The following is a 26445-nucleotide window of genomic DNA, read 5'->3' on the forward strand; positions in this document are numbered from 1 at the left end:
CTTTAGCGATCCAGATTCTTGCCGACGTAGCGCATCACGAAGAAGGCGACGATATTGGCAAGAATGACCGCGATGACGCCGCCTGCCGAAGCCTGGCCGATCTTATATTCGAGCAGGGCCTTCTGGTAGACGAGGAAGGGAAGGTTGGTGGATGCAAAGCCCGGGCCGCCATTGGTGGTGACCAGGATTTCCGCATAGACCGAAAGCAGGAAGATCGTCTGGATCAGGACGACGACGGTGATGGCGCGGGCCAGATGCGGCAGCGTCAGATAGACGAAGCGGTTCAGGAAACCGGCGCCATCCATTTCCGCCGCTTCCTTTTGCTCGCCATCAAGAGACTGCAGCGAGGTAAGGAGGATCAGCGTGGCGAAGGGCAGCCACTGCCAGGCGACGATGATGATCACCGAGAAGAGCGGGTACTGCGCGAACCAGTCGATCGGCTGCGCGCCGAAGAAGCGGGCGATATCGGCGAAGACGCCGTAGCCCGGATGCATGATCATGTTCTTCCACACCAGCGCGGCGACCGGCGGCATGACGAAGAAGGGCGAGATGACCAGGATGCGCACGATCCCCTGGCCCCACATGGGCTGGTCGAGCAGCAGCGCCAGCAGGATCCCGCCGATGACCGTGATCGCCAGCACGCTGACGACGAGCACCAGCGTGTTGATGATCGATTGCAGGAAGGCCGGGTTCGAATAGAAGAGGACGTAGTTGGAGAAGCCGATGAAGCCGTCGCGGATCGGGTTCAGCGGGTTGTACTGCTGGAAGGAGAACCACAGGGTGATCACCAGCGGCACGATCATCCAGATGAAAAGGAGAACGACAGACGGCGCCATCATCAGGCGCGCGAGGCTGCGTGTGTTTTGCGTGGCCATCTCGTGAACCCTCCCGGTTTTACGAAGCTCTTCTGGCAGCTCGTGCGCACGCACGAACCTTGATGCCGGCTTCTTGACGTTTTTGAATGGTCATCGATGCGACGAGAACAGGCAAGACGCCCGGCCGCGTGTCCCCCGCGGACTTTTTGAAATCCGCCGCCCGCGGGATGAGCGGGCGGCGGCTGGGAGGATCGGCTTACTGAATGTAGCCGCCTTCGGTCATGGTCGCGGTGGCCGCGTCCTGAGCCTGCTTCAGCGCATCATCGACGCTCATCTGGCCGGCAAGTGCGGCGGAGAAGAGCTGGCCGACCGTGGTGCCAAGGCCCTGGAACTCAGGAATGGCCACGAACTGCACGCCGACATAGGGGACCGGCTTGACCGACGGTGCCTTCGGATCGGCAGCGTTGATCGAGTCGAGCGTCATCTTGGCGAAGGGTGCAGCCTTCTGGTACTCGGCATTCTCGTAGAGCGAGGTGCGCGTGCCCGGAGGAACGTTGGCCCAGCCTTCCTTGTCGGCAACGAGCTTCAGATAGTCCTTGCCTGTCGCCCAGGCGATGAACTTCTCAGCCGATGCCGACTTCTGCGAACCGGCGGGAATGGCGAGGTTCCAGGCCCAGAGCCAGTTGCCGCGCTTGCCAAGGCCGGTATCCGGAGCGAGTGCGAAGCCGACCTTGTCGGCAACGGTCGAATCCTTCGGGTTGGTTACGAAGGAGGCTGCGACCGTGGCATCGATCCACATGCCGCACTTGCCCTGCTGGAAGAGCGCCAGGTTTTCGTTGAAGCCGTTGGAGGAGGCGCCCTGCGGGCCGGCATCCTTCATCAGCGACACATACATGTCGAGCGTCTTCTTCCATTCCGGCTGGTCGAACTGCGGCTTCCAGTTCTCGTCGAACCAGCGAGCGCCAAAGGCGTTCGAGGTCGCCGTCAGGAAGGCCATGTTCTCGCCCCAGCCGGCCTTGCCGCGCAGGCAGATGCCGTTGATGCCGGCCGCGCGGTCGGTCATCTTGCGGGCCGCATCATTGATGAAGTCCCAGGTCGGGGCGTCGGGCATCGTGAGCCCGGCCTTTTCGACCAGATCCTTGCGGTACATGACCATGGAGCTCTCGCCGTAGAAGGGTGCGGCATAGAGCTTGCCGTCTTCACCGGTCAGGCCGGAGCGGATGGCGGGCAGGAGATCGTTGACGTCGTAGGAGTCGCCGAGATTGTCGAGCGGCAGCAGCCAGCCCTGCTTGGCCCAGATCGGCACTTCATAGGTGCCGATGGTCATGATGTCGTACTGGCCGCCCTTGGTGGCGATGTCGGTCGTCACGCGTTCGCGCAGTACGTTTTCTTCAAGAGTAACCCACTGGATGTCGATGTCCGGATTGGCCTTCTTGAACGCGTCCGTGTAGCCCTGCATGCGAACCATGTCGCCATTGTTGACGGTCGCGATGGTGAGGGTTTCGGCCTGTGCGAAGCCAGCGAGAACCATTGCCGAGCACGCGCCCAGCAGCAATGTTTTGAAAGTCATACTCTTCCTCCCGAGAAGAAACATGAGCATTTGCCTTGCTCGCGGGCAATTACTCACCGAAGCATGTAAGTTGTCAACTGCCAATCGTTGCTGCAACGCCGTAAGGCGGAGCAAACCCTTGATCAGCAAGCGAAATTTTTGAGGAATCAGGAGGCCAGAAGGTGCTCGGCGGTCAGTTCGTCGGTGATGACGCCGTTCAGCAGGCCGCCGGTCAGCGCCGCTTTCAGAGCGCGGCGCTTGCGCTGGCCTTGAGCGATTCCGATCACGGTTGCCTTGTCGCGCGAAGGCAAGGGCACGCTCGCCACCCGGCTGTTGATGTCGCCGGCAAGCAGCGTTCCGTCCTGATCGAACATCCAGCCGCAGATCTCGCCGGCGGCCCCCTTCTCCAGCAGGCGGGACATCTCGTCACGCGCGAGGAAGCCGTCGATGCAGAGCGGCGCGTCGAGGCCGAGTTCGCCGATACCGACAAAGGCGACATCCGCCTTGGTGCCGAGCGAAAGGGCCGATTGGACGAGCAACTGGTTGTGCAGCACGTCACGCTCCTCAGCCGAGGAGACGAGCACCGGCAGGGGCATCGGGAAATGGCGGGCATTGACCGCGTCCGCCATGGAGAAGATGACGTTATAGACGGCAGCCGAGCCATCGACGCCGATGCTGCCGGTCAGCGAGACGATGCGGTGCTGCGGACAGTTGATCGCCGGCAGCTGGTCGATGGCCGCCTTCAGCGTTCGCCCGGTGCCGATCGCCATGATGATCGGATCGGCTGATTTCAGCCAGCGTTCAATCTCCGCCGCCCCCGCCTCGGCGATGCCGACCGTGGTCGAGGAGGAGGACGGATCGCTTGGCACCACCTCGGCCTGACGCAGGCCGAACTTGTCCTTGAGCGCCCGGCCAAGCTCCAGGCAGGCCGCGATCGGATGGTCGAGACGAACCTTGATCAGGCGCTCCGACATGGCGAGCGAAACCAGGCGCTGGGCGGACTGGCGCGAGATGCCCATGGTTTGCGCAATCTCGTCCTGCGTGCGGCCGGCCACATAATAGAGCCAGCCGGCGCGTGCCGCATCGTCCAACCTGTTTGCCGCATCCGCTCTGCGCGCCATGCCGAAGCTCTCCCGTGGCCTTCTCTGCTGCCACCGAAGGGGCCAGGATGTCAATTCAGGCTGCGGACTTGCCCCGCCTGCCCTGCGCGCAAAGCCTACGCGCCCGGGTTTTCCAGCAGAAGTTTTACCGTTTGATAAAAAAATTTTCCGTGTTAGCCTTCGCTCATCCTGAGGCTACATTGGGAGCAATAAAATGGGAACGACTGATGCATCCGCACCAAAGGCGGGCATTGTAGGCGGGCGCCTCTCGCCTGCCGATTATCAGGCGAATTTCGCCGATCTCCATCCGCGCCTCGACGAGCACGAAGCGCTGGTTGCAGCCGACCGCTGCTACTTCTGCTATGACGCGCCCTGCATGACGGCCTGTCCGACCTCGATCGACATTCCGCTGTTCATCCGCCAGATCGCGACCGGCAACCCGCTCGGCTCCGCCAAGACGATCTTCGACCAGAACATCCTCGGTGGCATGTGCGCCCGCGTCTGTCCGACGGAGACGCTCTGCGAGGAGGTCTGCGTGCGCATGACCGCCGAGGGCAAGCCGGTGGAGATCGGCCGGCTGCAGCGCTATGCGACCGATATCGCCATGAGCGAGAACGCCCAGTTCTACGAGCGGGCCCCCGCCACCGGCAAGACGATCGCCGTGGTCGGCGCCGGACCGGCAGGCCTTGCCTGCGCCCATCGTCTCGCCATGCAGGGCCATCAGGTGGTCATCTTCGACGCCCGCGAAAAGGCCGGCGGCCTCAACGAATATGGCATCGCCACCTACAAGGCGGTCGACGATTTCGCGCAGAAGGAAGTGGCCTATCTGCTGGCGATCGGCGGCATCGAGATCCGCAACCGCCAGACGCTTGGCCGCGACATCACGCTGGCCGATCTCACCGCCCGTTTCGACGCGGTCTTTCTCGGCATGGGCCTGCAGGGCGTGAACGCGCTGATGGCGGAAGGCGAAGCGGCCGAAGGTGTCGAGGATGCGGTGGACTTCATCGCCCGGCTCCGCCAGTCCTCCACCAAGACCGATGTGCCGGTCGGTCGCCGCGTCGTCGTCATCGGCGGCGGCATGACGGCGGTCGATGCGGCCGTCCAGGCCAAGCTGCTGGGCGCCGAGGAGGTTACCATCTGCTACCGCCGCGGCAAGGCGCAGATGAACGCATCCGGCTTCGAGCAGGACCTCGCCGCCTCCCGGGGCGTCATGATCCGCCACTGGCTGCAGCCGAAGCGCATCCTGACCAAGGATGACGGCACCGTGGCCGGGATCGAGCTCGACTATACCCATGTGGTCGACGGCCGCCTCGTCTCGACCGGCGAGACCGGCATCATCAGCGCCGACCATGTCCTGAAGGCGATCGGCCAGACCTTCGAGGCGGAGTCGCTCGGGCTCATCGCCCTTCAATCCGGCCGCATCGTCGTCGACGAGGAAGGCCGCACCTCGCTGCCCAAGGTCTGGGCCGGCGGAGACTGCGTGCTCGGTGGCGAAGACCTGACGGTCCAGGCCGTGGCACATGGCCGCGACGCCGCCGAATCGATCAACCGCATGCTGCAGGAAGCGCAGCAGCCGGCCGCGGCCGTCGCGTGAGGGGATAAGGACATGGCTGATCTTCGCAACAATTTCGTTGGCATCAAGTCGCCCAACCCCTTCTGGCTCGCCTCCGCGCCGCCGACCGACAAGGCCTATAATGTCGAGCGGGCCCTTAAGGCCGGCTGGGGTGGCGTCGTCTGGAAAACGCTCGGCGAGGAGGGCCCGCCGGTCGTCAACGTCAACGGCCCGCGCTACGGCGCGATCTGGGGCGCCGACCGCCGCCTGCTCGGCCTGAACAATATCGAGCTCATCACCGACCGAGACCTCTACACCAACCTGCGCGAGATGAAGCAGGTGAAGATGAACTGGCCGGATCGGGCGCTGATCGCCTCGATCATGGTGCCCTGCGAGGAAGAGAGCTGGAAGGCGATCCTGCCGCTGGTCGAGGAGACGGGCGCCGACGGCATCGAGCTCAATTTCGGCTGTCCGCACGGCATGAGCGAGCGCGGCATGGGCTCGGCCGTCGGCCAGGTGCCGGAATATATCGAAATGGTCGTGCGCTGGTGCAAGCAATATACCCGCATGCCGGTCATCACCAAGCTGACGCCGAATATCACCGACATCCGCTATCCGGCGCGTGCCGCCAAGCGCGGCGGAACCGATGCCGTCTCGCTGATCAACACCATCTCCTCGATCACCTCGGTCAATCTCGACACCTTCTCGCCGGAGCCCTCGATCGACGGCAAGGGCAGCCATGGCGGCTATTGCGGCCCGGCGGTCAAGCCGATCGCGCTCAACATGGTGGCCGAGATCGCCCGCGATGCGGAAACCTACGGCCTGCCGATCTCCGGCATCGGCGGAATCACGACCTGGCGGGATGCGGCGGAGTTCCTGGCGCTCGGGGCGGGCAATGTGCAGGTCTGCACCGCCGCCATGACCTATGGCTTCAAGATCGTCCAGGAGATGATCACCGGCCTCTCCGCCTGGATGGATTCGAAGGGCCACCGCTCGCTCGACGACATCACCGGACGCGCGGTGAAGAACGTTACCGACTGGCAGTATCTCAACCTCAACTATGTCGCCAAGGCGAAGATCGACCAGGATCTCTGCATCCAATGCGGCCGCTGCCACATCGCCTGCGAGGACACCTCCCACCAGGCGATCACCGCCTATGTCGATGGCAAGCGCCATTTCGAGGTGATGGAGGACGAGTGCGTCGGTTGCAATCTCTGCGTCAATGTCTGTCCCGTGCAGGACTGCATCACCATGGTGCCGCTCGAACCCGGAACGCTGGACGAGCGCACCGGCAAGGTCGTCGAACCGACCTATGCCAACTGGACGATGCACCCGAACAACCCGATGAAGCGGGAAGCCGCGGAGTGAGCAAAATGGGAGCCCGTCGCCGCGGGCTCCCCCACTCAAAGGGTCACGACGATCTTGCCGAAGGGACCTTCGGCCAGACGTGTGAAGGCCTCGGGCACTTGGTCGAAGCTGTAGCTGTGCTCGATCACCGGCTTGATCCCCTTCTCATCGATCGCGGCCACAAAGTCCTCGAGCGCACGGCGATGGCCGACCATGATGCCCTGAAGCACCGGCGCCTTGAGCAGAAGCGGGCCGACCGAGGTTGAGATCGTGAAGCCGTCGAGAACGCCGATCACCGAAATGCGGCCGCCGACCGCCACCGCCTCCAGCGCGCGGCCGAGATGGTCCCCGCCGACCAGTTCCAGAATATGGTCGATGCCGCGATCGCCGGTGATCCGATAGACCTCCTCGACCCAGCCTTCGCGCGCCAGCGCATGGTCTGCCCCGAGCGCCAGAGCCCGTTCCCGCTTTTCCGCCTGTCCGGACGTCACGAAAATTTCGGCGCCATAGGCCTTGGCAATGGCGAGGCCGAACAGCGCCACACCGCCGGTGCCTTCGACCAGCATGGTCTCGCCTTGCGCGATCCGGCTCTTCTCGCGAAGGGCGAACCAGGCGGTCAGCCCGGCACAGGGCAAGGTGCTCGCCTCCTGCGGTGACAGGCTTTTCGGCGCCTGGACGAACCAGTCCTGCGGGAAGGTCACCGCCTCGGCAAGAACGCCGGGATGGAAGCCGCCGAGCGTCTTGTAGTTCGGATTGCGCCCGCTGCCTGGGCTCTCCCCGTCGATCCAGCCCGGCACGAAGGTCGAGATGACCTTGTCGCCCGGGCGGAAGCGGGTGACATCCGGACCGACGGCCTCCACCTCGCCCGCCATGTCGGAACAGGGCACGAAAGGAAAGGCGAGGTCCATGCCCATGCCGTTGTCGAGAACCAGAAGGTCCCGATAGTTCAGGGACACGGCCTTCGTCCGCACGCGAACCTCAGCCCCGGTTGGCGCGGCGATCTCCACCCTGTCCTGAACCAACCCCTTTGCCCCCTGCCCCAAACCGGCAAGGCTCCACCGTATGGCAGTCATTGCGGTCATCGTCATCTCCTTTGCTTGATGTCTGGTCAGAGGTTATCGTAGAACCCTAGGCAGCAGTCGCGACTAATGGTCGACAGACTGTAGATCTGAAAGCGCCAATGCGGGAGAACTGATGGACAGGCTGACGGATATTCCGGTGTTCCTGCAGGCTGCGGAAGCGGGCAGCTTTTCGGCCGCGGCGGAGCGGCTCAATCTTTCGCGCTCAGCGGTGGCGAAGGCGGTTGCGCGGCTGGAGGCCGATTGGGCGTTCGGCTCTTCAACCGCACCACGCGCAGGCAGAACCTGACGGAGGAAGGCCTGCTCTTCCACGAGCGCTGCCTGCGGGCGGTCGAAGAGATCAGGCTCGGCGAGACCATGCTGGAAAGCGGCAAGCGCGAGGTGCGTGGGCGACTGCGGATCTCCATGCCGGTGATCTTCGGTCGCCGCATGGTGGCACCCGTGCTGTCCCGCCTGGTGCGAGATCATCCCGGGCTGGAGCTGGAACTGGCCTTCAGCGACCACGTGGTCGACCTGGTGGAGGAAGGCTTCGACCTCGTCGTACGCAATGGCAACCTTCCCGACACGTCCGATCTGGTCGCACGCCGGATCGCGCGGCAGCGCATGACGATCTGCGCGGCGCCCGCCTATCTCGAGGGCTGCCCGCCGCTTGAGACGCTGGCGGATGTCGCAGCGCATGACGGCGTCGTCTATGCCCGGCGCGGCCTTTTGAAAGGCTGGGTCTTCCCGACCGACACCGATCCGAACCGGGTGATGCGTCCCCGGGCCCGGTTGAGGCTGGATGATCTCGAAGCGATTGCAGACGCGGCCTGTGCCGGTCTCGGCTTTGCCTGGCTGCCCTGCTGGCTGGTGCGCGACCATATCGCCGCCGGCCGCCTTCGCCCGCTCTTGACGATGGTGCCGAGCCTGACCTTCCACGTCTGCGCCGTCTGGCCACGCGCACCGGTGATGACGCCGAAGCTCCGCCTTGTGGTGGATACGCTCGCAAGGGAGCTATCCTCTACCTTGAGCTGAAATCCACGCTCAAGAGTGCTCGGGTCTCGGTGACGCAGCGTCCTCGAAAACGTGCATTGCCGCAACGGCTGAAACAGCGGATAAGACGCGGGTGAGGCAATGGCGACAGGGGAGCGCGCCGGCGAGTGCTTGTCGACCCGACCTTGATCCGCAAGCGGCTGCATCTGTGGAGCGGCCTCTTCCTCGGCCTCTTCGTTCTGACCCACCTCCTCAACCACATGCTCGGCCTCGTCTCGGTCGAGGCGATGGAGTGGGGCCGCAACCTCTTCAACCGGCTCTGGCGGACCCTGCCCGGCACCATCGCGCTTTATGGCGCGCTCGTCCTGCATTTCGTCCTGGCGCTCGAATCGCTTTATCGCCGGCAGACGCTGCGCATGCCGATCAAGGAAGCCGCCAAGATCGGCCTTGGCCTGGCGCTGCCCTTCCTGCTGATCGGCCATGTCACGGCGACACGCATCGACTGGATGCTCTCCGGCTATTCGGCGAGCTATCACGATATTCTGCCGCAACTCTGGGGCCGATGGTCGAACCTGGTCAGCCAGACGCTGGCGCTGATCGTCGCCTGGCTGCATGGCTGCCTCGGCATCTGGTTCTGGATCCGCGGCCGCGACTGGTACCCGCGCGCCGTCTTCCCGCTCTTCGCGCTCGCCCTTCTCGTTCCGCTGCTGGCCTGGCTCGGCTTCGCCATTGCCGCGCGCAGCCTGCCCGCCGCCACTCCGTCGCTCGCCTGGTTCATGAAAGGGCGATCGAACCCTGCTTTGCTCAGCGAAATCCGTCAGGGGCTGACCCTGTTCCTCACCTTAGCCATCGGCGCGGTGCTCGCGGCGCGGGCCTGGCCGATCAATGGCCGGATCCGGATCCGCTATCCCGACGGGCGGACCGTCGCGGTCGCCCGCGGCTTCTCGCTGCTCGAGGCCAGCCGTTCCGCCGGCGTGCCGCATGTGGCGGTCTGCGGCGGGCGTGGCCGCTGCTCCACCTGCCGCGTGCGCATCACGGAAGGGCTCGACGGCCAGCCGCCGCCGGAGGCCGGCGAACGGGCGACGCTCGCTCGTATCCGAGCCCCGGCCGATGTGCGGCTCGCCTGCCAGATGCGGCCCAATCATGATCTCGCCATCGCGCCGGTGCTCGCCGGCGAGGCAGTCGGCATTCGCCAGCAGACGACCGAGGAAGAGGCGGCGGGGCGCGAACGGCCGATCGCCGTCCTGTTCTGCGACCTGCGTGATTTCACCCGCATGTCGCAAAGGCAGCTGCCCTTCGACACCGTCTTCCTGCTCAACCGCTATTTCGAGATGATCGGCGAAGCCGTGGAAAGCGCCGGCGGCATGATCGACAAATTTATCGGCGACGGCGTCCTCGCCATCTTCGGGCTGGGGACGACCATCGAACAGGGATGCCTGGAAGCGCTGGTGGCCACCACCCGCATCGCCCGGCGCGTGGAGATCCTGAACGAGACCTTCATGAGCGAGCTGGACCAGCCCCTGCGCATCGCCATGGGCATGCATGCCGGCTCCGCCATCATCGGCCAGATCGGCTATGGCCGCGCCTCCTCGCTGACCGCCGTCGGCGACACGATCAATGCGGCGAGCCGGCTCGAAGGCTTTGCCAAGGAATATGACGCGCAGCTGGCGGTCTCCGCCGAGACCGTGCGGCTGGCGGGTCTCGCGATCCAGGACTGGCCGAGCTACGACATCACCATCCGCGGTCGGACCGGGACGCTCGAAACGCTGATCATCGAGAAGGCCGCCGAGCTCGAACCGCTGATCGTCGCCGCCCGCCGCCGCGCCGCCACCCGCGAGCCGGCGTAAGGGGCCGCAAGGCTCGGGCACAGCGCAACCGTACGCCGATCTAAGGCTCCGACGCCGTCTCGATTGCAAGGCCGCGCAAGAACATCTGCTCGAGGAACCGCGCCGCATCCTCGAAGCGGCCGTCGCCCGCTCGTCCAGGGCCGAGCACGGCCTGAACCTGCACGTCGAAATCGGCATAATGCTGGGTGGTCGCCCAGATCGCGAAGATCAAGTGATAGGGATCGCAGCGAGCGATCTTGCCGGCGCGCGCCCAGGCGCGGATAACCTCCGCCTTCTCGTCCACCAGGGTCTTCAGCGGTCCCTTCAGCTCGTCTTCGATGCGCGGTGCGCCCTGCAGCACCTCATTGGCGAACAGCCGGCTTTCGCGCGGGAAATCGCGGGCCATTTCCAGCTTGCGGCGGATATAGCTGCGGATCTCGGTCTCCGGATTGCCCTCGGCGTCGAAATCGCGCAGCGGATCCAGCCAGCTATCAAGCACGCGCTCGATCAGCGCGCGATGCATGGCCTCCTTAGTGCGGAAGTAATAAAGCAGGTTCGGCTTCGACATGCCGGCCACCTCGGCGATCTGATCGATCGTGCTGCCGCGGAACCCATGCGCCGAGAACACGTCCAGGGCGGCTTCGAGGATCCGCTCCTCCTTTTCCTCCTGGATGCGCGTGCGCCGCTGCGTTCTCGCTGCGCGAGGTAATGCCATGGACCCCCGTCCCCCCGACCAACTGCCGCCCCGTTGTCTTTCGGCTTTTTTTCAAATTCCGTCTTGAGTGCGGCAAGGGAAGTTGTAATGTTTACCAACCGGTCAAATTATCAGTCACTTCAATGCCAAAGGCAACGACTGATCACGAGGGCACAAGAAAAAACGAGCCCCGATCCGACCGGTGGGAACAGGGTGCCGACGCGGCCGTAGGGCTGCGATCCGGCACGGATATGATCGGAGGACGCCAGGCGCGGCTCGACCCTGCGCGCGTTCTCGACTGAGAGGGACAATGCATGGCCGCACCCGGCGAGAACCTGCGCATCAATGCAGACCGGCTCTGGGATTCGCTGATGGACATGGCGAAGATCGGCCCCGGCATTGCCGGCGGCAACAATCGTCAGACGCTGACCGATGCCGATGCCGAGGGTCGGCGCCTCTTCAAGAGCTGGTGCGATGATGCGGGCCTGTCGATGGGCGTTGACGCCATGGGCACGATGTTCGCCACCCGCCCCGGCACCGACCCAGACGCCCTGCCCGTCTATGTCGGCTCCCATCTCGACACCCAGCCGACCGGCGGCAAATATGACGGGGTGCTCGGCGTGCTGGCCGGGCTCGAAGTGGTTCGCACGCTGAACGACCTCGGCCTGCAGACCCGCCATCCCATCGTCGTCACCAATTGGGCGAACGAAGAAGGCGCCCGCTTCGCCCCCGCCATGCTCGCTTCCGGCGTCTTTGCCGGCATCCATGCGCTGGACTGGGCCTATGCCCGCCGCGATCCGGACGGCAAGACCTACGGCGAGGAGCTGGAGCGCATCGGCTGGCGCGGCGAGGAAGAGGTGGGCGCGCGCAAGATGCACGCCTATTTCGAGTATCACATCGAGCAGGGGCCGATCCTCGAGGCGGAGAACAAGGCAATCGGCGTCGTCACCCATGGCCAGGGCCTCTGGTGGCTTGAATTCACGCTCGCCGGCCGCGAGGCCCATACCGGCTCGACCCCGATGACCTTGCGCGTCAATGCCGGGCTGGCCATGGCCCGCATCCTCGAAATGGTGCAGACGGTTGCCATGGAAAGCCAGCCCAATGCGGTGGGCGGCGTCGGGCAGATCTTCGTCTCGCCCAATTCGCGCAACGTCCTGCCGGGCTCCGTCACCTTCACCGTCGATATCCGCTCGCCCGAGCAGGCGAAGCTCGACGTGATGCGCGCTCGCATCGAACGGGAAGCAGCGGCAATCTGCGAAGCGCTCGGCGTCGGCTGTTCGGTCGAACCGGTCGGCCATTTCGATCCCGTCACTTTCGATCCGACGCTGGTCGATACCGTGCGTCGATCCGCCGAACGGCTGGGTCTGTCCCATATGGATATCGTTTCCGGCGCCGGCCACGATGCTTGCTGGACGGCACGCGTCGCCCCCTCCACCATGATCATGTGCCCCTGCGTCGGCGGCGTCTCCCACAACGAGGCCGAGGAGATCTCCAAGGACTGGGCGAGTGCCGGCTGCGACGTGCTCTTCCACGCCGTCGTGGAGACGGCGGGGATTGTGGAGTAGGATCGAGGAGGACCGACAGGAGGGAGCGCGCGATGGGACGTCCAAGAGAGCTTTCGCCGGAAGAACGCGCCGATCTGCTGCGCCAGGGTTATCGGCCGATCGAGATTTGGGTACCAGACTTTTCGAGCCCCACCTATCGGGCGGAGGCCGCTCGACAAGCGCAATCGTCCGTCCAAGCGGATCGGCGCGAAGGCCTGACTGATCTCCTTGGCGAGGCCGACTATCAGGATTGGGACGAAGCGTGACACCCAAGCGCGGCGACATGGTGACGGCGGCCTTTCAAGGCGATCTTAAGAAACCGCGCCCGGCCGTCATCCTCCATGCGGACGAATTCATAGAAGCGCATGAAAGCCTGATCCTCTGTGCCTTCACGTCCTCGCTTGCGGACGCGCCGAGCTTCCGGCCGACGATTGAACCTTCGGCTGAGAACGGCCTCGAAGTGACCTCGCAGATCATGGTCGACAAGATTACCCATCTTCGCAAGACCGCCATCCGACAGGTGATCGGCCGGTTAAGCGACGAGGATATGCAGCGGCTGGAAGCTGCTCTCATCACCATCACCGGATTGCATCGAACCAGTCTGCCCCTGCTGGCAGCGGGAAGATAGGAGAGCTCATGACCACCATCATCAAGAACGGCACCATCGTCACCGCCGACCTGACCTACAAGGCGGATCTGCGGATCGAGAATGGGGTGATCGCCGAGATCGGGCCGCACTTGTCCGGCGGCGAGGAGCTGGATGCGACCGGGTGCTATGTCATGCCCGGCGGCATCGATCCGCATACCCATCTCGAAATGCCCTTCATGGGCACCTATTCCTCCGACGATTTTGAAAGCGGCACCAGGGCCGCCCTCTCCGGCGGCACGACCATGGTGGTGGACTTCGCGCTCCCCAATCCCGGCCAGTCGATGCTCGACGCCCTGACCATGTGGGACAACAAGACCTCGCGCGCCAATTGCGACTATTCCTTCCATATGGCCATCACCTGGTGGGGCGAGCAGGTCTTCAACGAGATGGAGACGATCGTCCGCGACAAGGGCATCAACACCTTCAAGCACTTCATGGCCTATAAGGGCGCGCTGATGGTGGATGACGACGAGATGTTCTCCTCCTTCCAGCGCTGCGCCGAGCTCGGCGCGCTGCCGCTCGTCCATGCCGAGAATGGCGACGTGGTGGCGCAGATGCAGGCCAAGCTGATGGCCGAGGGCAATGACGGGCCGGAGGCGCATGCCTATTCCCGCCCGCCCGAGGTCGAAGGCGAAGCCACCAATCGCGCGATCATGATCGCCGACATGGCCGGCTGCCCCGTCTATATCGTCCATACCTCCTGCGAGCAGGCCCATGAAGCGATCCGCCGGGCGCGGCAGAAAGGCATGCGCGTCTATGGCGAACCTCTGATCCAGCACCTGACGCTGGACGAAAGCGAATATGCCCATCCGGACTGGGACCATGCCGCGCGGCGCGTCATGTCGCCGCCCTTCCGCAACAAGACGCACCAGGACAGCCTGTGGGCCGGGCTCGCCTCCGGCTCGCTGCAGGTGGTGGCGACCGACCACTGCGCATTCACGACCGAGCAGAAGCGCTTCGGCGTCGGCGATTTCCGCAAGATCCCGAACGGCACCGGCGGGCTTGAAGACCGCATGCCGATGCTCTGGACGCATGGGGTGGCGACCGGGCGCATCACCATGAACGAGTTCGTAGCGGTCACCTCCACCAATATCGCCAAGATCCTGAACATCTATCCGAAGAAGGGCGCGATCCTCGTCGGCGCCGATGCCGACCTCGTCGTCTGGGATCCGAGCCGCTCCAAGACCATCACCGCCAGCACCCAGCAATCGGCGATCGACTACAATGTCTTCGAGGGCAAGGTGGTGACCGGCCTGCCGCGCTTCACGCTGACGCGCGGCGTGGTGGCGATCGAGGAGGACACGGTCAAGACCCGCGAGGGCCACGGCGCCTTCGTCAAGCGCCCGCCGGTCACCCCTGCCGCCAAGGCGCTCTCGACCTGGAAGGACATCACCGCGCCGCGCAAGGTGACCCGCAGCGGCATTCCGGCGAGCGGGGTTTGACAGTCATGAAGCTTGCCGCCCTCCTGCTCGCGTGCGGCTGCGTCATCGATGCAGCCGTCGCCTCGCCGAGCTTCCTCGACGGTGCCTATGGCAATGCGGAGGGCTGCCGCTATGCGAAGACCGGCGAGTCGAGCGGCGCAGACGTGTTCTTTCTGCTCAACGACGAGGGCGTGACGACGGCGGCCTCCTACTGTCAGTTCAAGAGTACCGCCAAAAAGACGTCGAAAGGCTTTTCGATCCGCATGCAGTGCGAGTCGGAGGGCGAGACTGGGGACGAGGAAACCGTGACGCTCGAGAAGACCAAATCCACCTACCTCGTTCGCTTCGCGGACGGCACCAGCTGGGGGCCGCTCGCACAATGTCGATGATCTCCCGCGAACAAAGCGTTGCAGCGTCCGCGCCCTCCGCTTCTTCCGTCGTCTCCGCCCGCGATCTCGGCCTGGTGTTTCAGACCAATGACGGGCCGGTAACGGCGCTGACGGGCGTCAATCTCGATATCCGCAAGGGCGACTTCGTCTCCTTCATCGGCCCGTCGGGTTGCGGCAAGACGACCTTCCTGCGCGTGATCGCCGATCTCGAGAAGGCGACCTCGGGGACGATCACGGTCAACGGCACCACGCCGGAGGATGCGCGGCGCAACCGGTCCTATGGCTATGTCTTCCAGGCGGCAGGGCTCTATCCCTGGCGCACGATCGAAAAGAACATCGCCCTGCCACTGGAGATCATGGGCTATCCGGAGGCCGAGAAGCGCGCGCGCATCGAGCGCACGCTGGAACTCGTCAACCTCACCGGTTTCGGCAAGAAGTTCCCCTGGCAGCTGTCCGGCGGCATGCAGCAACGCGCCTCGATCGCCCGGGCGCTGGCCTTCGATGCCGATCTCCTGCTGATGGACGAACCCTTCGGCGCGCTGGATGAAATCGTCCGCGATCACCTGAACGAACAGCTGCTGAAGCTCTGGTCACAGACGGAAAAGACCATCTGCTTCGTGACCCATTCCATCCCCGAAGCCGTCTATCTCTCGACCAGGATCGTGGTGATGAGCCCGCGCCCCGGCCGCGTCACCGACATCATCGACTCGACCCTGCCGCGCGAGCGCCCCCTCGACATCCGCGAAACCCCCGAATTCCTCGACATCGCCAGCCGCGTCCGCGACGGCCTGCGCGCAGGGCACAGCTATGAGGAATAGTCAGGGTTTGACGATCCGCTCGGCGAACTTTGGGGACATGCGATCCTGCGCCTCGATCGTGAACGACTGGATCGACGGCACTCCCCGGATGCCGCGGTGTCATGACCATCACGATGTTGTTCGGTTCTACGAGAACGACGTGTTTAGGGACGGTCGCGTTTTGGTGGCACAGATCGGCACGGAAATCTGCGGCTTCACCAGCTTGGACGACGACGGCACAGTTACAGCTCTCTACGTCGATGAAAGCCAGCGTGGCTGCGGCATTGGTAAGGCGCTTGTCGATCGATTGAAGCGAGAGCGCGCTGATGGACTTAAGCTCTGGACGATGCAGGCGAATCGTTCTGCGCAGCGCTTCTATCTACGGGAAGGTTTCAGCGAGGTTCGACGCACTGACGGCGACAATGAAGAGGGGCTCCCGGATATCCTTTATGGCTGGGGGCCCCTAGCGAGGGTATCAGCATGACCCTGCGCGAAAAAATTATCCCCGTCCTCACCGTCCTCGCCGCGCTGCTGATCCTCTGGTACGCCGCGGTCGTCTTCCTCAACGCCCCCTTCGAGCGCGACACGGCCGCACGGGCGGGCACCACGATCGGGTTTGCCGATCTCGTCAAAAACACCATGGCACAGGCCCGGCCCGTTCTGCCGGCGCCGCATCAGGTCATGGCGGAACTGTGGGATACGGTGGTCGACAAGCCTGTCACCTCCAAGCGCAGTCTCGTCTACCATGCCTGGATCACGCTTTCGGCGACGCTCATGGGCTTCGGCATCGGCACGGTGCTCGGCGTCCTGCTTGCCGTCGGCATCGTCCACAATCGCGCCATGGACCGATCGCTGATGCCCTGGATCATCGCCAGCCAGACGATCCCGATCCTCGCCATCGCGCCGATGATCATCGTCGTCCTGAACGCCGCCGGCGTCTCCGGCCTGTTGCCGAAAGCGCTGATCTCGACCTACCTCTCGTTCTTCCCCGTGGCCGTCGGCATGGTGAAGGGGTTGCGCAGCCCGGAGCAGATCCAGCTCGACCTGATGCGCACCTATCATGCGAGCGGCGCACAGATTTTCTGGAAGCTGCGCTGGCCCTCGGCCATGCCCTATCTCTTCGCCTCGCTGAAGGTGGCGGTCGCCATCTCGCTGGTCGGCGCCATTGTCGGCGAGCTGCCGACCGGCGCGGTGGCCGGCCTCGGCGCGCGGCTGCTCGCCGGCTCCTATTACGGCCAGACGGTGCAGATCTGGGCGGCGCTCTTCATGGCGGCCGGGCTGGCGGCGCTGCTGGTGCTTCTCGTCGGGGCGCTGCAGTCCCTCGTCAATGCCCGCATGGGAGCACGGCCATGAGCGCGATCCTGCCGGCTGTCGCCTTCTGGCTTGCAGCCTGGGCGCTGAACGAGTGGCTGGTGCGGCTCAAACCGCGCCATCGGGCCGTGGACCGGGCGATCCGGCTCGCCGTGCCACTTCTCTTCGGGCTCAGCATCCTGATCCTCTGGGAAGGGCTGGTGCGCGGCTTTAACGTGCCGAGCGTGCTGCTGCCGCCGCCGTCGATGATCTGGGCGCGGCTCATCACCTCGCTCCCCATCCTCTGGGCCGATTTTCGGCAGACCTTCCTGAAGTCCGTACTGACCGGTTATGCGCTCGGCTGCGGCCTCGGCTTCCTGGTCGCGATCGCCATCGACCGCTCGCCCTTTTTGCAGAAGGGCCTGCTGCCGCTCGGCAATTTCGTCTCCGCCCTCCCCGTGGTCGGCGTCGCGCCGATCATGGTCATGTGGTTCGGCTTCGACTGGCCGTCCAAGGTGGCGGTGGTGGTGATCATGACCTTCTTCCCGATGCTGGTGAACACCGTCACCGGGCTGGCGGCGGCGAGCAGCATGGAGCAGGACCTCATGCGCACCTATGCCGCCTCCTGGTTCCAGACGCTGGTCAAGCTCCGGCTTCCGGCGGCCTGGCCCTTTATCTTCAACGCCTTGAAGATCAACTCGACTTTGGCGCTGATCGGCGCCATCGTGGCGGAGTTCTTCGGCACGCCGATCGTCGGCATGGGCTTTCGCATCTCCACCGAGGTGGGGCGCATGAATGTCGATATGGTCTGGGCGGAGATCACCATCGCCGCACTGGCCGGATCCTTGTTCTATGGGGCGGTGGCGCTCATCGAGCGCGCCGTCACCTTCTGGCATCCGTCGGTCCGCGGTGGGCAGACGTAGGACGACCCCAATAACAAAAGAGGGAACTGACATGACCAAAACATTTGCATCCCTGCTGCTGGCGAGCGCGCTCTCGCTCGGCGCCTTCCAAGCGAATGCCGCGGACAAGGTGACGCTACAGCTGAAATGGGTGCCCCAGGCCCAGTTCGCCGGCTATTACGTGGCCAAGGACAAGGGCTATTACGAGGAAGAAGGCCTCGACGTCGAGATCAAGCCGGGCGGCCCGGATATCGGCCCGGCCCAGGTGATCGCCGGCGGCGGCGCTGATGTCGTGGTCGACTGGATGCCCTCCGCGCTCGCCACCCGCGAAAAGGGCGTGCCGCTCGTCAACATCGCTCAGCCCTTCAAGAAGTCCGGCATGATGCTGACTTGCCTCAAGGAAAGCGGGGTCGCGACGCCGGCCGACTTCAAGGGCAAGACGCTCGGCGTCTGGTTCTTCGGCAATGAATATCCGTTCCTTTCCTGGATGAGCCAGCTCGGCCTCAAGACCGATGGCGGGCCGGATGGCGTCACCGTGCTCAAGCAGGGCTTCAACGTCGATCCGCTGATCCAGAAGCAGGCCGCCTGCATCTCCACCATGACCTACAACGAATATTGGCAGGTGATCGACGCCGGCATCAAGCCGGAGGATCTGATCACCTTCAAATATGAGGACCAGGGCGTCGCGACGCTCGAAGATGGACTCTATGTGCTCGAAGACAAGCTCAAGGATCCGGCCTTCAAGGAGAAGATGGTTAAGTTCGTCCGCGCCTCGATGAAGGGCTGGAAATATGCCGAGTCCAATCCGGACGAGGCAGCCGGGATCGTGCTCGAAAACGATGCGACCGGCGCCCAGACCGAAGAGCACCAGAAGCGCATGATGGGCGAAGTCGCCAAGCTGACCGCCGGCTCCAACGGCGCGCTCGACGAGGCCGACTACAGCCGCACCGTCGCCTCGCTGATGAAGGGCGGTTCCGACCCGGTCATCACCAAGGAGCCGCAGGGCGCCTGGACACATGAGATCACCGACGCCGCACTGAAATAGACCATCCCGCGGGGCGACCCGCGCGATCCTGCCTGAAAAACGCCTCGGAGCTCTGTCACGACGCTCCGAGGCGTCTTCAATTCCGCTGTCGTATAAAATAGTGAGGCACCATTCTTTCTTCTTGCGGCAAGCGGAAATGCTGCTTAAATGCGCAGAGCTACGGTGCCGTCTTATGGGCTGGAGGGGCGTTCCGAGCAGCAGCACATCCGAATGGATGGTGCGGGCGTATATACGCCCAGTCGAAATGACGCAGATTCTCAGACAATGGGACGAACTGGCCGATGGCTGTCTTTAGAACCTATGCACCGGGCGCCTTCATCGCCCTTTCGCTCCTTGCCGGCGTGGCGCTTGCAGAGGAGCAGAAAGCGGCCGCACCGGCCGAGCCCTTGCTTCCATCGATCGTGGTGACCAAGGCGACGCGCACGCCGGTCGTTGACCGCGTTGTGGCGACGGGCACGATCCAGGCCGTTGAGGAAACCTATGTGGCGCCGCTGGTCGATGGGCTTTCGATCCAGAGCCTTGCCGTGGATATCGGCGATCGCGTCCAGGCCGGCCAGGTGCTGGCGGTGCTGAATTCCGATGCGCTGGTTCTGCAGAAGAGCCAGAACGAGGCCAGCTTGGCCAAGGCGAAGGCCGCTCTTTCGCAGAACGAGGCGCAGCTGATCGAGGCGCAGGCGAATGCCGAGGAAGCCGAGCGGGTGGCGCAACGCAATGCGCGGCTCAAAGAGACCGGCTCGGTTTCGACCGCGCTCGCCGACCAGACGGAGTCCGCCGCCGCCGTCGCTCGCGCTCGCGTTCGCTCGGCCGAACAGCTGATCGACGTCGCGAAGGCGGACATCCAGGTTTCCGAGGCACAGATTTCCGACGTGGACCTGCGGCTTGCCCGCACCGAGGTCAAGGCGCCGGTCGCCGGCACCATCTCCGCCAAGACCGCCAAGGTCGGTGCGATCGCCAATGGCAATGACGATCCGCTCTTCACCATCATCCGCGACAGTGCGCTCGAAATGCGCGCCGATGTGACCGAGGCGGATCTTCTCAAGATCGCCGTCGGCCAGAAGGTCGCGCTGCGCTTGACCGACAGCCGCGAGGTGCTGGAGGGAACGGTTCGTCTCATCTCTCCGATGGTCGACAGCCAGACCCGGCTCGGCACCGTCTATCTCTCCATCGCCAAGCCCGAGCGCGCCCGGATCGGCATGTATGCGACCGCCGATATCATCGTCGCCGCACGCGAGGGCCTGGCCCTGCCGCTGACCGCTGTGACCAGCGGCCGCGAGGGCACCACCGTGCGCAAGGTGGAGAACGGCATCGTGCAGATGGTCAAGGTCACGACCGGCATTCAGGACGGCAGCAAGATTGAGATCCTTTCCGGCCTGTCGGAAGGCGAAGCCGTTGTCGCCAAGGCGGGCGCCTATGTCCGCGACGGCGATCACATCAAGCCTGTGGACGCCGTGGCCTCCGCCGCGCCGAGCACCAACTGAGGAGAATGGACCCATGAATTTCTCCGCCTGGTCGATCCGCAATCCGATCGCCCCTCTCCTGCTCTTCGCGCTGCTGATGGTACTCGGCTGGCAGTCCTTCAACTCCCTGCCGATCACCCGCTTTCCCAATATCGACGTGCCGATCGTCGCGATCAGCGTGACGCAGAGCGGTGCGGCCCCAGCCGAACTTGAAAGCCAGGTGACCAAGGAGATCGAGGATGCCGTCGCCGGCGTCACGGGTGTCAAGCATGTCACGTCGACGATCACCGATGGCCTTTCGACCACGGCTGTCGAATTCCAGATCGAGATCCCGACCGAACAGGCCGTGCAGGACACGAAGGACGCGATCGACCGCATCCGCGGCGACCTGCCCGCCTCGATCGAGGAGCCGATCGTCTCCAAGATCGACGTCGAAGGCCAGGCGATCCAGACCTTTGCCGTCTCCTCGCCGGGCATGACGCTCGAAGAACTCTCCTGGTTCGTTGACGACACCGTCAAGCGGGCGCTGCAAGGCCAGACCGGCATTGGCCGCGTCGATCGCTATGGCGGGTCGGACCGCGAAGTGCGCGTCGAGCTCAATGCCGAGCGCCTGAACTCCTATGGGATCACAGCGGCGGATGTGAACACGCAGTTGCGCCGGGTCAATGTCGATCTCGGCTCCGGCCGTGGTCAGGTTGGCGGCGCTGAACAGGCGATCCGCACGCTGGGCGACGCCCGCTCGGTCGAGACGCTGTCGCGCACGATGATCGGCCTGCCGAACGGCCGCTTCGTCCGCCTGTCCGAGCTTGGCTCCATCACCGACACCTATGCCGAGCCGAAGAGCTTCTCGCGCTTCGACGGCAATCCGGTCGTCACCTTCGCCGTGTTCCGCTCCAAGGGCGCCAGCGAGGTGAGCGTCGCCGAGACGGTGGCGAAGACCTTGGACAAGGTGCGCGCCGCCAATCCGAATGTCACGATCAGCCTGATCAACGACCTCGTCTATTTCACCTATGGCAATTACGAGGCGGCGATCCATACGCTGATCGAAGGCGCGCTGCTGGCCGTGGCGGTGGTCCTGCTCTTCCTGCGCAACTGGCGCGCGACGCTGATCTCGGCCGTGGCCTTGCCGCTTTCGGCGGTGCCGACCTTCTGGGTCATGGACCTTCTGGGCTTCTCGCTCAACCTCGTCTCCTTCCTGGCGCTGACGCTGGCGACCGGCATTCTGGTCGACGACGCGATCGTCGAGATCGAGAACATCGCCCGCCACATCAAGATGGGCAAGTCGCCCTTCCGGGCAGCGATCGAGGCGGCGGACGAGATCGGCCTCGCCGTGATCGCCACCACCTTCACGATCATCGCCGTCTTCGTGCCCGTTTCCTTCATGCCGGGTATTCCGGGGCAGTACTTCATCCAGTTCGGTCTCACCGTCGCGGTCTCGGTCTTCTTCTCGCTGATGGTCGCCCGCCTGATCACACCGGTCATGGCCGCCTATCTGATGCGCTCCAGCGATGCCGACGGCCATGAAGAAGGCCATGAGGGCGCCTTCATGCGCGGCTATAGCTGGCTCGTCTCGGCAACGACGCGGCGTTGGTATATGCGCTATGTCACGCTCGCCTGCGCCGTCGCCTTTCTGGTCGGCTCGGTCATGTTGCTCGCCACCGTGCCCGGCAGCTTCCTGCCGCCGGAAGATGCCTCGCGCATCACCCTCTCTGTGGAGCTGCCGCCGAACGCCATGCTGGAAGACACCGACGCCGCCACGACAGCGATCTTCGACTGCGTCAAGTCGATCCCCGGCGTCGAAAGCGTCTTCGTGCTCGGCGGGGCATCGCCCAAGGGCGACCTGGAGCTGCGCCGCGCGACGGTGACGCTGGAGCTGTCCAAGCGCGACCATTCGCTGGTCAACAAGGTCGTCAACGACATCTTCGGCCGTATTCCGGTCGTCGGCCCCATGCTGCCCAAGCTGCCGCCGCAGGGCCGCACGGTGCCGCAATGGGAGATCGAGAAGGAGGTCTATGCCGCCATTCGCGACGTTCCCGATGTCCGGGTGCTGAAGCTCAATGACCGCGGCGAGCGCGACCTCGCCTTCAACCTGCTCTCGCGCAATGATGCCGATCTCAACGAGGCCGTCGGCCTGCTCGAAACCAAGCTGCGCGGCGAACCAACGCTCGCCAATGTCAGCCCGGACGGCGCCCTGCCACGACCCGAGCTGCAGATCCGGCCGCGCGCCGACCAGATGTCGCGCCTCGGCATCACCACGGCGCAGATCGCCGAGGTGGTTCGCGTCGCGACCATAGGCGATATCGACTCGTCGCTGACAAAAATCTCGCTCGACGACCGCCAGATCCCGATCCGCGTGCAGGTCGACACCGCCATGCGCGCCGATCTTGCCGCGATCCGCAACCTCAAGGTCCAGACCGCCGGCGGCGCGCTGGTGCCGGTCTCCAGCGTTGCGCAGATCGATTATGCCGAAGGTCCGAGCTCCATCCAGCGCTATGACCGGCTGCGCGTCATCAAGCTCGGCGCCGACCTGCCCTCAGGCGTGGCTCTCGACACGGCCTCTGGCCGCTTCAAGGCGATCGCGGCTGAGACCAAGTTGCCGGAGGGTGTGCAGTTCCTCGAGAGCGGCGACGCCGAGGTTCAGGCGGAAATGCAGAGCGGCTTCCTCAACGCCATGCTGCTCGGCCTAATGCTGGTGCTGGTGGTTCTCATCCTGCTCTTCAAGGACGTGATCCAGCCCTTCACCATCCTCTTCTCGCTGCCGCTCGCCATCGGCGGCGTCGCGGCGGGCCTGATCGTCACCCAGAACCCGATGTCGATGCCAGTCCTGATCGGCATTCTGATGCTGATGGGCATCGTGACGAAGAACGCGATCCTGCTGGTCGATTTCGCCATCGAGATGAAGCGGCACGGCATGGAGCGGGTGGAAGCGATGATCGAGGCGGGCCGCAAGCGCGCCCGTCCGATCATCATGACCTCGATCGCCATGTCGGCCGGCATGCTGCCCTCCGCGCTCGGCGTCGGCGAAGGCGGCACCTTCCGCGCGCCGATGGCAATCGCGGTGATCGGCGGCATTATCGTCTCCACCGTGCTGTCGCTGGTCGTCGTGCCGTCCTTCTTCCTCATCATGGACGACCTCTCGCGCCTGCTCGGCTGGGCCTTCGGCCGCCTGGTTGGCAAGAAGGAAGTGGAGACCGTGCCGCTCGACCGTACCGCGCTGACGGAAACCGTTCAGGATCAGGCAGAAACCATTGCCACCCTGCAAGAACGGATCGACCGCCTGGAAAACCGCAACGGCGGCACGCTGCGCGCCGTCGGCGGCACCGTGGTCACGCATCCGGCGCTGGCGGCGGAGTAAGCAGGCCGGCCCCGCGAGGGGCCGGCTCTCGCTGTTGCGTTTCCGGTCCAAGCCAGAAGCCCCCCTCTGGCCTGCCGGCCATCTCCCCCACAAGGGGGGAGAAACTTTGGGCTGGCTCCCCGCCTCAACATCCCTGTCAGAACCAAGCGCGCCGTTCTTCACTGCGGTCGTTCGCAGCGGCGTGATGACTTTCGACAAAAGGGAGCGAGCGGCGGCGGCTGGGTCTCTCCCCCCTTGTGGGCCCTTGTGGGGGAGAAACTGTGGGGCTGGCTCCCCACCTCAACATTTCTGTCAGAACGAAGCGCGCCGTTCTTTACTGCGGTCGTTCGCAGCGGCGTGATGACTTTCGACAAAAGGGAGCGAGCGGCGGCGGCTGGGTCTCTCCCCCCCTTGTGGGCCCTTGTGGGGGAGAAACTGTGGGGCTGGCTCCCCACCTCAACATTTCTGTCAGAACGAAGCGCGCCGTTCTTTACTGCGGTCGTTCGCAGCGACGTGATGACTTTCGACAAAAGGGAGCGAGCGGCGGCGGCTGGGTCTCTGCCCCCTTGTGGGGGAGATGGGCGGCAGCCCAGAGGGGGTTTTTCGTCTGAGAATCAGGAGAGCTTCTACAGCCCCCCTTCCACCCGAAGGAACTCCACAATCCGGTCCACGCCCTCTCCCCGTTTCATGTCGGAGAACACGAAGGGTCGCGATTGGCGCATCCGGTCGGCGTCGCGCTGCATGACGTCGAGGTCGGCGCCGACATAAGGCGCGAGATCCTTCTTGTTGATCACCAGCAGGTCGGACTTGGTGATGCCGGGTCCGCCCTTGCGCGGGATCTCCTCGCCCTGGCAGACGGAGATGACATAGAGGGTGATGTCGGCGAGGTCGGGGGAGAAGGTGGCAGCCAGATTGTCGCCGCCGGATTCGATGAAGACGACATCGAGATCGGGAATGCGGCGATTGAGATCGGCGATCGCCTGCAAATTGATCGTCGCATCCTCGCGGATCGCCGTGTGCGGGCAGCCGCCGGTTTCCACGCCGACGATGCGATCGGAGGGCAGCGCCTGCATGCGCACCAGAGCTTCGGCGTCTTCCTGCGTGTAGATATCATTGGTGACGACCGCCACCGAATAGGTCTCCCGCATCGCCTTGCAGAGCTTGTCCGTCAGCGCCGTCTTGCCGGAACCGACCGGCCCGCCAATGCCGACCCTCAAGGGGCCATGTGCTGATCTCGTCATCGTCATTCCTTTCCATCGCGCCGCGGCGGGCGCCCATTTGTCCGGGGTCGCTCTAGGAGCGAAACAGCCGCGGCTCCAGTGTTTCATGCGCCAGACTGGCAATATCGGCCAGGAGCGTCGCGGTTCCGAGACCGTCGAGATCGCTTTCAGCCGCGCGCGCCGCCTGCGCGAGGCTCAGCGGTTCCAGCGCGGCCAGAAGGATGACCGCCTGGCGCTGGCCGATCAGGCTGCAGCGGATGGCGACCGAGGCGAGCGTCGAGACCATGGCCTGGAGGAAGGCGGCCAGGGCCGCCTCCAGCCCGGTCTTATGTGCGCCCGCGACGGCGCCGACCGCGACAGGATAGGCTGCGCGCCCCTGCAGCGCCTCGAGCGCCGGATGCGGCCAAGCGGAGGCGGCGGTAAGGAAGGCCTCGCCGAGGCTCATCACCTCCAGATGCCGCTCGCGCCCGCCACTCATCGCTTCCGCCAGCGTCGCGAGTTCGCGCAGCGCCTCCGGCTCTTCCGATCGGCGATAGGCCTCGGCCAGCAGCACCGCATCGTTCCAGCCGGCACCATGCCCGATAAGAGCAGTGATCCAGGCTTGCAGCCCTTCGGCATCGCCGATCGCCCCGCTGCGGATCGCCTGTTCGAGCCCGCCCGAATAGGCAAAGGCGCCGACCGGAAAAGCCGGCGAAAGCCAGGCCGCGAGCCGGATCAGCGCCTGCGGCGCGCTTGTCGCCGGCAGAGCGCGGGCAACCCCCTCACCCATGGCGATGGCCGTGCGACCCATGCGCCGGATCGCCAGCGTGATCATGATCATGCTCATGGTCGTGGTCATGGCCGTGATGATCGTGGTCGTGGTGATCATGACCGCGGTGATCGTGGCCGGCGTGGCTCGCGTGAGAATGACCGCCATGGCTGCCATGATCGTGGCCTCCGGTGCCGTGATAGGCGCCCCGCATCGGGTGGAAGGCGGCAGTGATCTCCGTCACCTCGGCGCCGAGCCCGTTCAGCATGGTGCGGATCACCGGATCGCGCTGGATGAGGATGCGGTCTTCGCCGATCTCGACAGGCAGGTGGCGGTTGCCGAGATGCCAGGCGAGCTCGGTCAGATGCAGCCGGTCGCGGGCGGTTACCGCATAGAGCGGCTCCTCGACAGCGCCGATCTCGACATAGTCGCCGGTGTCGAGCAGCAGCACATCGCCATCCGCCAGCATCACCGCCTCTTTCAGGTCCAGCATCACCACATCATCATCCGGCAGATGCAGGAGCTTGCGGCGGAGATGCCGCTGGTCGCTCGGGAGCGCCAGCACATGAAGCGGCGCCTTGTCGCGCGGGCCGGGCGAGAGAACCTTGGTGGAGCGATAGGGCATGGCTTGAACTTTCATGCATGTCCGGCCAAGGCCGGAGGCTGGGGGCAATCCGCGCGGAGCCCGTGGCTCCGCCGCGTGAGAACTCGACCG

23 protein-coding genes and 1 pseudogene are annotated in these 26445 nt (G+C 64.7%); 16 read left to right on the forward strand and 8 right to left on the reverse strand.

Going from position 1 to position 26445, the window contains the following annotated elements:
- Positions 1–2: 2 nt before the first annotated feature.
- The 3 genes from ACLE20_RS06185 to ACLE20_RS06195 all read right to left on the reverse strand — a co-directional run bounded on the left by ACLE20_RS06185 (position 3) and on the right by ACLE20_RS06195 (position 3485).
- Positions 3–875, reverse strand: coding sequence for a carbohydrate ABC transporter permease (locus ACLE20_RS06185; RefSeq protein WP_410939384.1), 873 nt, complete (start codon positions 873–875; stop codon positions 3–5).
- Between the two features lie 196 nt (positions 876–1071).
- Entirely contained in the window at positions 1072–2385 is a 1314-nt protein-coding gene (locus tag ACLE20_RS06190) for an ABC transporter substrate-binding protein (protein WP_410939385.1), read from the reverse strand.
- Positions 2386–2531: 146 nt separating this feature from the next.
- Entirely contained in the window at positions 2532–3485 is a 954-nt protein-coding gene (locus ACLE20_RS06195) for a sugar-binding transcriptional regulator (RefSeq protein WP_410939386.1), read from the reverse strand.
- A gap of 193 nt (positions 3486–3678) precedes the next feature.
- Here ACLE20_RS06195 and ACLE20_RS06200 point away from each other — a divergent pair, with 193 nt between their 5' ends.
- Together ACLE20_RS06200 and preA are read left to right on the forward strand one after the other, a co-directional pair.
- Positions 3679–5058 carry an NAD(P)-dependent oxidoreductase gene (locus ACLE20_RS06200; RefSeq protein ID WP_410939387.1) on the forward strand — a complete coding sequence of 460 codons (1380 nt, stop codon included), beginning with the start codon at positions 3679–3681 and terminating at the stop codon, positions 5056–5058.
- Positions 5059–5070: 12 nt separating this feature from the next.
- Positions 5071–6384, forward strand: a complete 1314-nt coding sequence (preA, locus tag ACLE20_RS06205; RefSeq protein ID WP_410939388.1) for an NAD-dependent dihydropyrimidine dehydrogenase subunit PreA — start codon at positions 5071–5073, stop codon at positions 6382–6384.
- A gap of 35 nt (positions 6385–6419) precedes the next feature.
- On the opposite strand, the gene ACLE20_RS06210 is transcribed toward preA, so the two are convergent.
- Positions 6420–7436, reverse strand: a complete 1017-nt coding sequence (locus ACLE20_RS06210) for a zinc-dependent alcohol dehydrogenase family protein (RefSeq protein ID WP_410939517.1) — start codon at positions 7434–7436, stop codon at positions 6420–6422.
- 121 nt (positions 7437–7557) lie between these two features.
- On the opposite strand from ACLE20_RS06210, the pseudogene ACLE20_RS06215 reads away from it, so the two are divergent.
- Both ACLE20_RS06215 and ACLE20_RS06220 read left to right on the forward strand, forming a co-directional pair.
- Positions 7558–8456: pseudogene (locus ACLE20_RS06215) on the forward strand (LysR substrate-binding domain-containing protein).
- Positions 8457–8581: 125 nt separating this feature from the next.
- Positions 8582–10261 (forward strand): adenylate/guanylate cyclase domain-containing protein, encoded by a 1680-nt coding sequence (locus ACLE20_RS06220; protein ID WP_410939389.1) that lies wholly within the window; start codon positions 8582–8584, stop codon positions 10259–10261.
- 40 nt (positions 10262–10301) lie between these two features.
- On the opposite strand, the gene ACLE20_RS06225 is transcribed toward ACLE20_RS06220, so the two are convergent.
- Positions 10302–10955, reverse strand: a complete 654-nt coding sequence (locus ACLE20_RS06225) for a TetR family transcriptional regulator C-terminal domain-containing protein (protein ID WP_410939390.1) — start codon at positions 10953–10955, stop codon at positions 10302–10304.
- 293 nt (positions 10956–11248) lie between these two features.
- On the opposite strand from ACLE20_RS06225, the gene ACLE20_RS06230 reads away from it, so the two are divergent.
- The 12 genes from ACLE20_RS06230 (at position 11249) to ACLE20_RS06285 (ending at position 23783) form a co-directional block, all read left to right on the forward strand.
- A complete protein-coding gene (locus ACLE20_RS06230; protein ID WP_410939391.1) occupies positions 11249–12499 on the forward strand; it encodes a Zn-dependent hydrolase in 1251 nt (416 codons plus the stop codon).
- A gap of 32 nt (positions 12500–12531) precedes the next feature.
- On the forward strand, positions 12532–12744 hold the full coding sequence (locus ACLE20_RS06235) for an antitoxin MazE-like protein (protein ID WP_410939392.1): 213 nt from the start codon (positions 12532–12534) through the stop codon (positions 12742–12744).
- Positions 12741–13106: a type II toxin-antitoxin system PemK/MazF family toxin gene (locus ACLE20_RS06240; protein WP_410939393.1), complete on the forward strand. Its 366-nt coding sequence runs from the start codon at positions 12741–12743 to the stop codon at positions 13104–13106. Before ACLE20_RS06235 ends, ACLE20_RS06240 begins: the two co-directional genes overlap by 4 nt.
- Positions 13107–13114: 8 nt before the next feature.
- Entirely contained in the window at positions 13115–14569 is a 1455-nt protein-coding gene (gene hydA, locus ACLE20_RS06245; protein ID WP_410939394.1) for a dihydropyrimidinase, read from the forward strand.
- 5 nt (positions 14570–14574) lie between these two features.
- Complete coding sequence (locus ACLE20_RS06250; RefSeq protein WP_410939395.1) at positions 14575–14937, forward strand: hypothetical protein; 363 nt, start codon at positions 14575–14577, stop codon at positions 14935–14937.
- Positions 14934–15755, forward strand: a complete 822-nt coding sequence (locus tag ACLE20_RS06255) for an ABC transporter ATP-binding protein (protein ID WP_410939518.1) — start codon at positions 14934–14936, stop codon at positions 15753–15755. The genes ACLE20_RS06250 and ACLE20_RS06255 overlap by 4 nt, the downstream gene beginning before the upstream one ends.
- Before the next feature lie 7 nt (positions 15756–15762).
- Positions 15763–16218 carry a GNAT family N-acetyltransferase gene (locus ACLE20_RS06260; RefSeq protein ID WP_410939396.1) on the forward strand — a complete coding sequence of 152 codons (456 nt, stop codon included), beginning with the start codon at positions 15763–15765 and terminating at the stop codon, positions 16216–16218.
- On the forward strand, positions 16215–17087 hold the full coding sequence (locus tag ACLE20_RS06265; protein WP_410939397.1) for an ABC transporter permease: 873 nt from the start codon (positions 16215–16217) through the stop codon (positions 17085–17087). Before ACLE20_RS06260 ends, ACLE20_RS06265 begins: the two co-directional genes overlap by 4 nt.
- Entirely contained in the window at positions 17084–17947 is an 864-nt protein-coding gene (locus tag ACLE20_RS06270) for an ABC transporter permease (RefSeq protein WP_410939398.1), read from the forward strand. Before ACLE20_RS06265 ends, ACLE20_RS06270 begins: the two co-directional genes overlap by 4 nt.
- 31 nt (positions 17948–17978) lie before the next feature.
- The gene (locus tag ACLE20_RS06275; RefSeq protein WP_410939399.1) at positions 17979–18971 is read left to right on the forward strand and encodes an ABC transporter substrate-binding protein; all 993 of its coding nucleotides are present in this window, start codon (positions 17979–17981) and stop codon (positions 18969–18971) included.
- Positions 18972–19252: 281 nt separating this feature from the next.
- Entirely contained in the window at positions 19253–20449 is a 1197-nt protein-coding gene (locus tag ACLE20_RS06280) for an efflux RND transporter periplasmic adaptor subunit (protein ID WP_410939400.1), read from the forward strand.
- A 13-nt stretch (positions 20450–20462) separates the two neighbouring features.
- On the forward strand, positions 20463–23783 hold the full coding sequence (locus tag ACLE20_RS06285) for an efflux RND transporter permease subunit (protein WP_410939401.1): 3321 nt from the start codon (positions 20463–20465) through the stop codon (positions 23781–23783).
- Between the two features lie 605 nt (positions 23784–24388).
- Here the strand turns inward: ACLE20_RS06285 and ureG are convergent.
- The 3 genes from ureG to ACLE20_RS06300 are packed head-to-tail and all read right to left on the reverse strand — an operon-like array spanning position 24389 to position 26370.
- Positions 24389–25003 carry an urease accessory protein UreG gene (ureG, locus tag ACLE20_RS06290; protein WP_410939402.1) on the reverse strand — a complete coding sequence of 205 codons (615 nt, stop codon included), beginning with the start codon at positions 25001–25003 and terminating at the stop codon, positions 24389–24391.
- 52 nt (positions 25004–25055) lie between these two features.
- Positions 25056–25751 carry an urease accessory protein UreF gene (locus ACLE20_RS06295; protein WP_410939519.1) on the reverse strand — a complete coding sequence of 232 codons (696 nt, stop codon included), beginning with the start codon at positions 25749–25751 and terminating at the stop codon, positions 25056–25058.
- Positions 25744–26370, reverse strand: a complete 627-nt coding sequence (locus ACLE20_RS06300; RefSeq protein WP_410939403.1) for an urease accessory protein UreE — start codon at positions 26368–26370, stop codon at positions 25744–25746. The genes ACLE20_RS06295 and ACLE20_RS06300 overlap by 8 nt, the downstream gene beginning before the upstream one ends.
- Positions 26371–26445 lie beyond the last annotated feature (75 nt).

The sequence above is a fragment of the Rhizobium sp. YIM 134829 genome, assembly GCF_046546455.1.